At 61.5% G+C, this 12,251-nt stretch carries 13 protein-coding genes; 10 read left to right on the top strand and 3 right to left on the bottom strand.

The window, feature by feature from the left end:
• Positions 1–95 precede the first annotated feature (95 nt).
• Complete coding sequence (truB, locus tag LXM96_RS09620) at positions 96–1,028, bottom strand: tRNA pseudouridine(55) synthase TruB (RefSeq protein ID WP_239998269.1); 933 nt, start codon at positions 1,026–1,028, stop codon at positions 96–98.
• A gap of 9 nt (positions 1,029–1,037) precedes the next feature.
• On the bottom strand, positions 1,038–1,448 hold the full coding sequence (rbfA, locus tag LXM96_RS09615) for a 30S ribosome-binding factor RbfA (RefSeq protein ID WP_239998268.1): 411 nt from the start codon (positions 1,446–1,448) through the stop codon (positions 1,038–1,040).
• A gap of 419 nt (positions 1,449–1,867) precedes the next feature.
• Here rbfA and LXM96_RS09610 point away from each other — a divergent pair, with 419 nt between their 5' ends.
• Positions 1,868–2,953, top strand: a complete 1,086-nt coding sequence (locus tag LXM96_RS09610; RefSeq protein ID WP_239998267.1) for a DUF475 domain-containing protein — start codon at positions 1,868–1,870, stop codon at positions 2,951–2,953.
• Between the two features lie 68 nt (positions 2,954–3,021).
• On the opposite strand, the gene LXM96_RS09605 is transcribed toward LXM96_RS09610, so the two are convergent.
• Complete coding sequence (locus LXM96_RS09605; RefSeq protein WP_239998266.1) at positions 3,022–4,038, bottom strand: GntR family transcriptional regulator; 1,017 nt, start codon at positions 4,036–4,038, stop codon at positions 3,022–3,024.
• Positions 4,039–4,262: 224 nt separating this feature from the next.
• Between LXM96_RS09605 and LXM96_RS09600 the strand changes: the two genes are divergently transcribed.
• From LXM96_RS09600 to LXM96_RS09560, 9 genes are all read left to right on the top strand, one after another.
• A complete protein-coding gene (locus tag LXM96_RS09600; protein WP_239998265.1) occupies positions 4,263–5,006 on the top strand; it encodes an SDR family oxidoreductase in 744 nt (247 codons plus the stop codon).
• Positions 5,003–6,091, top strand: a complete 1,089-nt coding sequence (locus LXM96_RS09595; protein WP_239998264.1) for an Ldh family oxidoreductase — start codon at positions 5,003–5,005, stop codon at positions 6,089–6,091. Before LXM96_RS09600 ends, LXM96_RS09595 begins: the two co-directional genes overlap by 4 nt.
• A gap of 80 nt (positions 6,092–6,171) precedes the next feature.
• Complete coding sequence (locus LXM96_RS09590; RefSeq protein ID WP_239998263.1) at positions 6,172–7,161, top strand: C4-dicarboxylate TRAP transporter substrate-binding protein; 990 nt, start codon at positions 6,172–6,174, stop codon at positions 7,159–7,161.
• 33 nt (positions 7,162–7,194) lie between these two features.
• Positions 7,195–7,680, top strand: coding sequence for a TRAP transporter small permease (locus tag LXM96_RS09585; protein WP_239998262.1), 486 nt, complete (start codon positions 7,195–7,197; stop codon positions 7,678–7,680).
• 9 nt (positions 7,681–7,689) lie between these two features.
• The gene (locus tag LXM96_RS09580; RefSeq protein ID WP_239998261.1) at positions 7,690–8,973 is read left to right on the top strand and encodes a TRAP transporter large permease; all 1,284 of its coding nucleotides are present in this window, start codon (positions 7,690–7,692) and stop codon (positions 8,971–8,973) included.
• 146 nt (positions 8,974–9,119) lie between these two features.
• A complete protein-coding gene (locus LXM96_RS09575; protein ID WP_239998260.1) occupies positions 9,120–9,818 on the top strand; it encodes a ParA family protein in 699 nt (232 codons plus the stop codon).
• Positions 9,819–10,169: 351 nt separating this feature from the next.
• Positions 10,170–11,702 (top strand): acyl-CoA carboxylase subunit beta, encoded by a 1,533-nt coding sequence (locus LXM96_RS09570; RefSeq protein ID WP_239998259.1) that lies wholly within the window; start codon positions 10,170–10,172, stop codon positions 11,700–11,702.
• 8 nt (positions 11,703–11,710) lie between these two features.
• The gene (locus LXM96_RS09565) at positions 11,711–11,947 is read left to right on the top strand and encodes a DUF4160 domain-containing protein (protein WP_239998258.1); all 237 of its coding nucleotides are present in this window, start codon (positions 11,711–11,713) and stop codon (positions 11,945–11,947) included.
• On the top strand, positions 11,928–12,206 hold the full coding sequence (locus LXM96_RS09560) for a DUF2442 domain-containing protein (protein WP_239998257.1): 279 nt from the start codon (positions 11,928–11,930) through the stop codon (positions 12,204–12,206). The genes LXM96_RS09565 and LXM96_RS09560 overlap by 20 nt, the downstream gene beginning before the upstream one ends.
• Positions 12,207–12,251: the final 45 nt, after the last annotated feature.

Genomic DNA, 12,251 nt, shown 5'->3' with positions numbered 1-12,251 from the left:
ATGGCCGTGAATGAGCAAATGCGCTGCCATAGGCTTTGCCTGCTGGCGGTGCCTATACTCTATAACCTTGCCAAAGGGAAGGGGCGGGCGAACCCTCAGCCGAACACCCGCTTCGGCCGGAACTCGCCCTCACCGATCTCGCCGATCGCCACCAGCTTGCCGCGGGCCGTAGCATAGGCATCCGCCTCCGCCAACGGCGCGTCACGACCGCGGAGAATGATCGGGTTGCCCATGCGCAACCGGTGCGCCTGGTCTTCCGTGATCGCCAGATGTGGCAGGCTCGAAAGCGCCTCGGACGTGTCCATCAATCGGGCGTCGAGCGCCGCCAGGCGTTCGTCGCGATCCTCGATCGCCTCCAGCGCGATGAGATCGGCCAGCGGGACCATGCGGTCTTCAGCGAAGGGTGCCACGAAGGTGCGACGGAGCGCGGAAATATGCCCGAAACAGCCGAGATCGCGGCCGAAATCTCGGGCGAGCGCCCGCACATAGGTGCCCTTGCCGCATTCCACTTCGAAATGCGCCGTGTTCGCGTCCGGACAACCGAGCAGCGTCAGCCGGTGAATCTCCACCTCACGCGAGGGGATCTCCACCGTCTCGCCATCACGAGCGAGATCGTAGGCCCGTTCGCCCGCGATCTTGATGGCCGAAAACTGCGGCGGCACTTGGCTGATCGTGCCGGTATAGTTCGGCAGAAGGTTGCGGATCTCGTCTTCCGTCGGACGACTGTCGGAGGTCTGCGATACCTCGCCCTCCAGGTCGTCCGTGAGGCGCTCTTCACCCCAGGTGACGGTGAATTCATAGACCTTGCGGCCGTCCATCACGTACGGGACTGTCTTGGTCGCGTCGCCGAGCGCGATCGGCAGCATACCGGACGCCAGTGGATCGAGTGTGCCCGCATGTCCGCACTTCTGCGCATTGAACAGCCACTTGATCTTGGAAACGGCCTCCGTCGAGCCGAAATCGACCGGCTTGTCGAGGATCAGCCACCCCGAGATGGGGCGGCCCTTGGGTTTGCGTGGTTTGGACATTCTGCCTTCTTATTCTTCGTCTTCGGATGCCGAGGTACCGAGGTCACGGCTGACCTCGGGCGAACGCAGCAACTGGTCGATCTTTTGATAATTGTCGAAGCTGGTGTCGTCGCGGAAACGCACCTCCGGCATGTACTTCATTTGGCGCAACTGGCCGCCAATCCGTCCCCGGATAAACTTTGCGTTGCGGTTGAGCGCATCGATCACGGCCTTGTGGTCCTGAACGCCCAACGGCGTGACGTAGGCAGTTGCGATCTTGAGGTCCGGCGACATCCGAACTTCTGAGACGGATACGACCGTCTTCTCAAGAAGGTCGTCACGCACTTCGCCGCGCTGGAGCACCTGAGTGATGGCAGCGCGCACCTGTTCGCCAACACGAAGCATGCGCTGGGACGGCGCCGAGGAGGTGGCTTTGGTCATTGTTGTTCTCTTCTGGAGCGGTTGTGGTGGTGCATCACCCGCAGGCGGCACAATGCTCATCAAGTAGGCGTCAAATGCCCCGCAGCGGCGCAAACGTCAAGGACAGTGTGTCATGAAGCCGCCATTCTCTCTCGAGGCATGGCCGACCAAGCGGTCTCTGCTGCTTCTCCACCTTGACGCCTGGAGAGAAATGAACAACTAGAAGATCATCTCCGCGTGGATCATGCTATGCGGATCGGAATATGGTGCCGGGCCCCTCTGGCGAGAGTTTTTCGGCGCTCTCGCGATGTCGGTACCGCCTGCAATCGAGCCGGCGGACTTAAACACATGACGATTCAATTTCCTGTCTGCAGCGGTGCTGACCACAGCACTGCCGCCCTTCTGACCTTGTGCCCACCCGTGCTTGCGGGGGCAAGGGTATGAGCCAGCCACAAACGCACCACTCTCTCCTCGGCTACTTCAAGTGGTCGCTCATCGTCACCTTCGTCGGACTTGCGCTTGGGCTTGTCCTCGGATGGCAAACACACGGCACGGTCGGCGGTATGCTGACGGTATTCTTCATCTGCGCCGTCCTGGCCGTGCTGGAAATTTCGCTTTCGTTCGACAACGCAATCGTCAACGCGAACAAGTTGAAGGACATGACCCCGGTCTGGCAGAAGCGCTTCCTGACCTGGGGCATCCTGATCGCCGTCTTCGGCATGCGCATCATTTTCCCACTGCTGATCGTCGTCATCGCGGCGCGAATCGGACCGATCGAAGCAATTATCTTGGCCGCCAGCCGTCCCGAGGAATACGCGCGGATCATGCATGAGGCGCATCTGCCCATCGCTGCGTTCGGGGGCACCTTCCTGATGATGGTCGGGCTGACCTACTTCTTCAACCACGAGAAGGACATCCACTGGTTCTCCGCGTTCGAGAAATACATGTCACGATACGCCACCATCAAGGGGATCGAGATCGCCTTCGTTCTGCTTCTCGTGCTGATTTTCTCCAGCTTGCTTGAGGGCGAAGATGGCGACACCTTCGTGATGTCGGCGATCTACGGCCTCCTAACCTTTCTCGCGGTTGAGCTGGTCGGCGGCTTGTTGGATGCCTCGCAGAAGACGATGACCGAAGCTGCGCGTGGTGGTCTTGGTGCCTTCATCTACCTCGAAGTGCTGGACGCCAGCTTCTCCTTCGATGGCGTGATCGGAGCTTTCGCTCTGACGCAGAACCTCTTCATCATTGCCATCGGGCTTGGCATCGGCGCCATGTATGTGCGTTCCATGACGATCATGCTGGTGGAGAAGGAAACCCTGACCCAATACCGCTACCTTGAGCATGGAGCTTTCTACGCGATCCTGATCCTATCTGTGATTATGTACGTACAAACGCTCTACCACATCCCGGAAGTCATCACGGGTCTTGGCGGTGCCAGCCTGATCGGCCTCGCGCTCTGGTCGTCCATTCGCTACAATCGCGAGGAGCGAGCGCGCGAGATCGACATGTCCCGCGGCGAAATCTGAGGCTCCTGATCGAGAGCGGCCAAGGGCTTGCAGCCCCGGCCACTCTCGACGCCCCCAACGGCGAAGCATCAGTCCAATTTCTCGAGATATGGCAGGTCATCCGGGCGCACCTCACGCGTTACCCGCTGTATGCGGTCGATGGCCCGTTCTCGTGAAATCTGAAGGTGGCGGCGAAGGGCATCGGCAGCCTCCGCCGTGCTTCCCGACTCCAGTTTGTTGATGATGTCGAGGTGCTCCGGCAAGAAGGGTTCGGCCCCATAGAGTCGAGGCATCCACCGGTAAAGGAAGCGGTGGGCGATGAGCAGCGCCTGGGGCAGGCTGATTGCCTGCATCAGCGGGCCGTTGCCGCTGTAGCCGAGGAGCGTCACATGCAGATCCTCCTCAAGATGATCGAGATCCGGGCCCGTGAGACTGGCCGCGTCGCGCGCTGCATCCTCCAGCCGTTGGCGCATCGCAGCCAGCAAGTCGCGCGGTAAATGCGGGGCGGCCTTTTCCAGCGCAACCGGCTCAAGCAGCCAGCGCAATTCATAGAGCTCCGTCACGTGGTCCGGCGTCATGGCAGGTGCGATCCAGCGTGCTCGTTCATCCTTGCTGACCACTCCACGCTGCTGCAGTCGCGCGACGACATCTCGCGCGACGGTCCGGCTGACGTGATAATAGCGGGCAAGCTCGGTTTCGTTGACGCGCCAGCCGGCAAATGAGGTGCGCGCCGCGATTTCGCTTTCGACCTCCCCGTAGATGCGGGACCAGGTGGACGCCTGCGTCAACCGCAACTCCCGTTCTGGCAGACCTGCCGGAGCTTCACCAGCCGTAGGAGTATCCTTCTGCCGCTTGACCTGATAGCCGCGGCCACTCGCCTTCCCCAGTAGACCCCGCCGCTCCAGTTCCGCCAGCGCCTGCCGAGCCGGAGCGCGGCTGATGCCAAATTGCGCGGCGAGGCCGGTCTCGCTGAGACGGGCGCCTTCGCGCAGCGTGCCCTTCCCGATCTGGGCCGAGACGATGTCGAAAACCTGCTGGTAGAGCCGCGGCACGGTGCCTCCCAAGCTCTTTGCCGTCTCTTCCTCAGCCCGTTCAGCCGGTGTCATCCCGCTCCCCTCGATATGACCTCTTACCCCACGCCGCAAAGCCATTGATGCTCCGCCCGCCATGGACTCGCGACGTTACCAGCTTCATAGACCCCCATCAAACGCGGTCCGAAACTTGCCGACAGCTTATTCATCACTGGAAAGCCGTAAATGCACTTGCCAAACCCGCGGTTATGGCTAGTGTACACACAGGACGTTGTAGCCTTGGCCGCGGAGGAGGACGAATGGCAGGACGGCTTGAGGGAAAGCGCGCTTTCGTAACAGGCGCCGGCCAGGGCATTGGCCGCGCGATCGTGCTTGCCTTCGCTCAGGAAGGTGCAAGTGTCGTGGCGACGAGCCGCACGCGTTCCAAGATGGAGGACTTGCCGCGTCTTTTCGCACCGATCGAAATCGCTGAGCTAGACGTCACTGATGCCGAGATGATCCACAGACGCATCCACGAGGCGGGCCCGCTCGACATCCTCGTCAACTGCGCTGGATGGGTTCAGAACGGCTCCATCCTCACCTGCAGCGAGACCGATTGGCAGCGGAGCATGGAGCAGAATGCGACCTCCGCGTTCCGGACGATGAAGGCGGCTCTGCCGCAGATGGTCGAACGGGGCCGCGGCGCCGTCGTCAACGTCGCGTCCGTTGCCTCCAGCATCACCGGCGTCGCGAACCGGCTTGGCTACGGCGCCAGCAAGGCGGCGATGATCGGGCTCACGAAGGCCGCTGCCAGAGACCTCATCAGCACCGGGGTCCGCGTTAATGCCCTCTGCCCCGGCACCACCCTTTCCCCCTCCTTGCAGAACCGCATCGACGCCAGCCCCGACCCTCAAGAGATGGCGCAAACTTTCGTGTCGCGGCAGCCGATGGGCCGGCTTGGAACCGTCGAGGAAATGGCGGCCGCAGCAGTCTTTCTCGCCAGCGACGAAACCGCATTCATGACTGGGCAGATCTTGATTATCGACGGAGGCCAAACTCTATGAACTCATCCACGAAGCCATCGGCAGGCGAGGCTGTGGTTCACGTCCCCATCGAGGCAGTCGATCGGTTCTGCCGTGAGGTGTTTGCTGCAGTTGGCGCGGATGAGGCGACGGCCGACGCGGCAACGCGCGCGATGATCCACGGTTCGCGTCTCGGTGTCGACAGCCACGGCGTCCGACTCCTCGCCCACTATGTCAAGGTGATGAACGGAGGGCGCCTCAACCGGACGCCGAATGTGCGCATCGTACAGTCCTTCGGCGCCGTGGCATCGCTGGACACGGACCACGGCCATGGCGCACTCGGCGCTTACCGCGCCATGGAGCATGCGGTGGAGCTTGCAGGGACATTCGGCATCGGCGCGGTCTCCATCCGTAACAGCTCGCACTTTGGCCCGGCCGGAGCCTATGTGATGGAAGCCGCCCGCCGGGGCTTCGTTGGGCTTGCGGTGTGCAACTCCGACAGCTTCGTGCGGCTTCACGACGGCGCGATGCGTTTCCACGGCACCAACCCCATAGCCTTTGCCGTACCGGTGGCGGGTGACAATCCATGGCTTCTGGACATGGCGACCAGCGCCGTACCCTACAACCGCGTGCAGCTGTACCGAAGCCTTGGCATGCAACTTCCGGAAGGCGTCGCGTCTGAAGCGGACGGCAGCAATACACTCGACCCCTCGCTGGTCGAGATGCTGGCGCCGGTCGGCGGCGAGTTCGGATTCAAGGGCGCAGGCCTTGCAGGCTTTGCGGAGATCTTGAGCGCGGTCTTCTCCGGGATGAAGCTAAGCTTTGACATCCTGCCAATGAACGGGCCTGATGTCTCGACACCACGCGGCCTCGGCGCCTTCGTGCTGGCGCTGAAACCCGGCGCCTTCGTGAGCGAAGAGACCTTTCAGGCGGGAATGCAGCGCTACGTAGAGGTCCTGCGTACATCGCCGGCGCGCGAGGGTATGACCGTGATGGCTCCCGGAGACCGGGAATGGCGGGTTGCATGTGAGCGCGAGCAGACGGGAGTGCCACTGGACCCGGCAACGCGTGACGCGTTTGCAGAGCTTGCGGAGCATCACCGGCTGACCCCGCCTTTCGGTCAGTAACATCGCGCCGGTCGGATAGGGCCGGCTACGAGATCCCCGGCAAGGGGAGGATGTGTCGAAACACCAAGGAGGAGGAATACATGCGCAATCTGAAAAGGAAAATGCTTCCACTTCTGGCCGCTGTGGGTCTTGCCGTGACGGCAGGCCAGGCAGGCGCTCAAGACACCTATACCCTTCGCTTCAATCACGTCCTCGGCCCCAGCGAACCCTTCCACGAAGGCTTCATGAATTGGGCGAAGCGCGTCGAGGAGCGCACCAACGGCGGGCTGAAGATGGAGATCTATCACAGCGCGCAACTCGGGGTCGAAGAAGACATCATCGAGCAGATCCGCCAAGGCGCCAATGTCGGCCAGAACACGGATTCCGCCCGCCTCGGCAACTATGTGCCAAGCATCGCCGTCATGAACGGGCCTTACTTCGTCAGCTCGCTTGACGACGTCTGGAAGCTCTCCGAGTCACCGACGGTCGAAAAGTGGGAAGAGGAGCTGGCGACACAACATGGGCTCAAGGTCGTCTGCTTCGACTGGGTCCAGGGCTTCCGCCACTTCTTCACCAACAAGCCGATCAGGACCCCGGATGATCTGGCGGGGCTGCGCATCCGCACGCCGCCGGCGCCGATCTGGCAGGAATCGATCCGCGCCATTGGAGCGGCACCGACGGCCATGGCTTTCGGCGACATGTATCCGGCGCTGCAGCAGCAGGCGATCGACGGTGTCGAACTCGTCTACGCAAACATCCCCGGCGGACGCTTCTATGAAGTCTTGAAATACGCCAACGAAACCAAGCACATCATGCTGATCAACTTTCAGGTGGTGAGCTCGCAATGGTTCAATGGCCTGCCGGCGGAGTATCAGACCGCACTGGTCGAGGAATGCAGCGCAGCCGGCCGCGAGACGTCTCAGAGAATCCAGGACATGGCAGAGACGATCAAGGCGGACCTGCAGTCCAAAGGGATGGAGGTCGTCACTGACGTTGACATCGAGGCCTTCAAGGCCGCTGGCGAAAAGGCGTACGAGACGCTCGGCATCACCGACGCCAAGAGCGCCGTTCAGGCCGAACTCGGCAACTAGCACCTAAAAGCAGTCCCGGCCGCAGGAAGTTCGATGCGAAAGATCTACGACATGATCGGCAAGTTCGAAGCGGTGGCGGCCGGGACCTTCCTGACCCTGATGGTCCTGTTGATCTTTCTTGGTGGCCTGGCGCGTCTGGCCGCCCACCCTCTCAACTGGACCATGGATTTCGCCACCTGCTTCTTCGCCTGGGCCTGCTTCATCTGTGCCGACATCGCCTGGCGGCGAAACGCGCTGATGTCGATCGAGCTTCTGAAGGAACGGTTGCCGCCCTCCGGCCAAAGGATGCTCACCTATGTCAACTATCTAATCCTGCTGGCCTTCCTGCTGTTCGTCGCGATCTACGGAACCCAGCTTGCCTGGACAAGCCGGGCGCGCAGCTTCCAGGGCATCCCGTGGATCAGCTACTCCTGGGTCACCGCGAGCCTGCCGTTCGGTGCCCTGCTCTTGACGATGACGACACTCGTCAAGCTGATCGATCTTCGCCGCAGCGGCGACGCTGCCAGCGCCACCGCTTGAGGGTAGGCCATGCTTCTCGTCACCATCGCCTTCCTTGTCCTGATGCTGATCGGAATGCCCGTTGCGTTTGCCATCGGCATCTCCGGCATCGTCTTCTTTCTGCAGCACCCGGAATTGCCCATCACGATCCCGCTGCAGCAGACGATCTCGACCACGCAGAACTTCGCGTTATTGGCGATTCCGCTCTTCATCATGGCCGGCAACCTGATGAACGCCTCCGGAATCACCGAGCGGTTGCTTGATCTGGCCGCGATCATCGCGGGGCGGATGAAAGGAGGGCTGGCGCAGATGTCACTGGCCCTTTCGGGCCTAATGGGTGGCGTTTCTGGCTCAGCGATAGCCGATGCCGCCATGCAGAGCCGCATGCTCGGCAACGAGATGATCAGCCGCGGCATGTCCAGGGGGTTTACTGCAGGCGTCCTGTCGTTTGGCGCCATCCTGACGCCCATAATTCCACCGGGCCTCGGTTTCATCATCTACGGCACGATCGGCCAGGTCTCGATCGGCCGCCTGTTTGCGGCAGGCTTCGTTCCGGCATTTCTGCTCTGGGCGGCACTTGCCTTCACCGTTTCCGTTGTTTCCAGGAAACGGAATTATCCGGCGCAACGGACGCAGCGTCCTTCTGTTCGCGAGGTCGGCGGCGCCTTGCGCGGCGGCATCTGGGCGATCCTGTTTCCGATCATCCTGCTCGCCGGACTTCGGTTCGGCATCTTCACCCCATCGGAAATTGGCGCCTTCGCCGTCATTTATGCCATTTTGATCGGTGCGCTCGCCTATCGGAAACTCACGGCTGCATCCTTCCGCGAAGCCTTGGAAGGCAGCCTCTCAGATGTCGGCGCCGTCATGTTCCTGATCGCGCTGTCGGCTATCTTCAGCTACGGCATCGTGCTGGAACGGGTGCCCGAGCTGATCTCCGGCGCGATCCTGTCCGTCACCGACAACTTCTACGGCGTGCTCGTACTGATCGTCCTGTTCATTGTCGCCTGCGGCTTCTTCATCGACGCGACGGTGCTGATCATCATGCTGACGCCGATCTTCCTGCCGCTGATCCGCAACCTCGGCGGCGATCCGGTGCATTTTGGCGTTGTTTTCGTGGTCGCCGCTACCGTCGGCAATTTTACCCCACCCGTCGGCGCCGCCATGTATGCGGTTTGCTCTATCCTGAAGGTCAAGATCGGCGATTACACTCGAGAATCGTTCCCTCTCCTGATCGCGGTTGCATTGGTGACACTTCTTCTGGTCTTTGTTCCGCAGGTGGTGCTCTTCGTCCCGGACCTGCTGTTCAACCGCTAGGCGGTGGCGCGCCGTTCCCCGTTTGCAAGCCGCGCAACTGGCTGTTCATGATTGGTTAACCATGTTCTGGAAAGACTTCGCCTCGACGGCATCATGAGGGTGCGTGGACGAGCATGACGCGTCGGGACACGCTTCTGAGGACAAGCATGCCAGTTATTACCTTTGCCAATACCAAAGGCGGCGCGGGCAAGACCACTGCCGTGCTGCTGCTTGCAACCGAACTGGTAGAGCAGGGTTACCGCGTCACGATCCTCGACGCCGACCCGCAGCAATGGATCACGCGCTGGCACAAGCTGTCGTCGACAAGTGACCGCCTCACCGTCGTCTCCTATGTCAACGCCTCCACCGTTGAGCGCAACATTGCAGACGCCCGCCTTACGACGGATTACTTCATCGTCGATCTTCCGGGCGCGCGCACGTCGCTGCTGGCGACGGCGATCGGACTCTCGGACCACGTGCTGATCCCCATTCAGGGCTGCGCCATGGATGCCCAGGGCGGCGCCAACGTGCTGGAACTCCTGCAATACCTGGAAAGGCGAGCGAACATCCGCGTGCCACACTCGGTCGTCCTGACTCGCGTCAACCCGATGGTCACGACGCGCGCGCTGCTCGCAGTTAAGGGTCTCTTGGCGCAGCGCAATGTCGACGTCCTCAATACCCCGATCGTCGAACGAGCAGCCTTTCGTGACGTCTTTGATTGCGGAGGCTCGCTGCACACGATGGACGAGGCCCATGTCAGCAATCTCGACAAGGCGCGCGAAAACGCCCGGCTGTTTGCCGAGGAAATGGTCGGCCGCGTGCCGGTGAAGCGCGCCGGCCAACGCCGCAGCCGCCGCGCCGCTTGATCCCTAAGCGCTGTCAGAGAGGCGGATTTCCAGCTTCACGTCGAACGCGTTTTTCCTTGGCGCCCGGCCGAGCCCGCTCGACTGCTTGCCCCAACTGAACCGCGATCTTCACGTCCTAGGGCCACCTCGAGCGGCAGGTCGCTATGCCTCAGCGAAAGCCTGCCCTATTCCTCCAGCACCACTGCCTGCATCCGCCACACTCCTTGTCCTTGCGCTTCCTCGATTATCCGCCCGTGAAGGATACCAAGGTCGAGGATGCCAAGCGGCGACAAATATCCATACTCCGGCGGTCGAGAGTTTGCGCCGGCGACACAAGCCGCTACAAAGACGAAAAGACATCTGGGAGGACGCATGCGCGCAGTGCTGCAGGAGTTGGAAAAACGTCGGGCGGAAGCGCGCCTCGGCGGCGGTGAAAAGCGCATCGCGGCCCAGCACGGCAAGGGCAAGCTGACCGCCCGCGAGCGGATCGACGTGTTGCTCGACGAGAACTCCTTCGAGGAGTTCGACATGTATGTTACCCACCGCGCGGTTGATTTCGGTATGGCGGAGCAGAAGATCGCCGGCGACGGCGTCGTGACCGGCTGGGGTACGATCAACGGCCGCCAGGTCTATGTCTTCTCGCAGGATTTTACCGTTCTCGGCGGTTCGCTCTCGGAAACGCATGCGCAGAAGATCTGCAAGATCATGGATATGGCGGCGCGCGTCGGTGCGCCCGTCATCGGCCTCAACGATTCCGGCGGCGCGCGCATTCAGGAAGGCGTTGCGTCGCTGGCTGGCTATGCGGAGGTTTTTCGCCGCAATGCCGAGGCTTCAGGCGTCATCCCGCAGATCTCCGTCATTATGGGGCCTTGCGCCGGCGGTGCGGTCTATTCCCCCGCGATGACCGATTTCATCTTCATGGTGCGCGACTCCTCCTACATGTTCGTCACGGGACCGGACGTGGTGAAAACGGTGACAAACGAGATCGTGACGGCCGAAGAACTCGGCGGCGCCACCACCCACACGAAGAAATCCTCCGTCGCCGACGCCGCCTTCGAAAACGACATCGAGGCACTTGAGGCCGTGCGCCAGCTGTTCGACTTCCTGCCGCTCAACAATCGCGACAGGCCGCCGGTGCGCCCCTTCCACGACGATCCCTCGCGGCTGGAAATGCGCCTCGACAGCCTGATCCCGGACAGTGCCGCTACCCCCTACAATATGAAGGAGCTGATCACCGCCATCGCCGACGAGGGCGACTTCTTCGAGATCCAGGAGGCGTTCGCCAAGAACATCGTCACCGGCTTCATCCGGCTGGAAGGCCAGACGGTTGGCGTTGTCGCCAACCAGCCGATGGTGCTCGCCGGCTGCCTCGACATCGACTCGTCCCGGAAGGGCGCCCGTTTCGTGCGCTTCTGCGACGCCTTCTCGATCCCGATCCTGACTCTGGTCGACGTCCCGGGTTTCCTTCCTGGCACCGCCCAGGAATATGGCGGCGTGATCAAGCATGGCGCGAAGCTGCTGTTTGCCTATTCCGAGGCCACCGTGCCGATGGTGACGCTCATTACCCGCAAGGCCTATGGCGGCGCCTACGATGTGATGGCGTCAAAGCACATCGGCGCCGACATCAACTATGCCTGGCCGACGGCAGAGATCGCCGTGATGGGTGCCAAGGGCGCGTCTGAAATCCTCTATCGCTCGGAACTTTCCGACGCCGAAAAGACCGCCGCCCGGACGGCCGAATACGAGGAGCGCTTCGCCAACCCCTTCGTCGCCGCCGAGCGTGGCTTCATCGACGAGGTGATCATGCCGCATTCGTCCCGCCGCCGCATCGCCCGGGCCTTCGCATCCCTGCGGAACAAGCAGGTCACGACGCACTGGAAGAAGCATGACACCATCCCGCTGTAGGAGAGGAAATGCCAAACGTGTTCGAATGGCGCGGCTGGAGATTTGAATTCTACAGCCTTTATCGTGATGAACCGCCTCACGTACATATCCGCAAGGATCGCAAGGAAACAAAGATCTGGCTCCAGCGGTTGGCCGTCGCGCGCAACAAGCGCTGTACAGATCAGGAACTCAACGATCTCCTCAAGGTCGTAAGTGATCATCAGCAAGAATATCTGGAGAAGTGGCATGAGCACTTTGGAAATTGATGACGACCTGCTCGAGCCGGTCAGTGCTCGCTGCACCGCCGAGGCGCTGGTCGTGGAACTTGCCGATGGAGCGATGCTGTCTACACCCCTGTGGTGGTATCCGCCCTTGCTTGCAGCCACGCCGGAACAGCGAGAAAAGATAGAGCTGTCGCCCTTCGGAGTTCATTGGCCCGATCTCGACGAGGATCTCAGTGTGGAAGGCATGCTGAAGGGAAAGAAGTATCCCGGCGCCAAACCGCCGGCGGAGGCTGCTGAATAGTCTTGAACCAATCATCAAAAGCATTTCAGGCCGCAGCGGGTCGCA

Source organism: Rhizobium halophilum, from assembly GCF_021648825.1.
GTDB lineage: Bacteria > Pseudomonadota > Alphaproteobacteria > Rhizobiales > Rhizobiaceae > Neorhizobium > Neorhizobium halophilum.
Note: the sequence above shows the minus strand (reverse complement) of the source record. Positions and strands in the feature narration are given on the sequence as shown.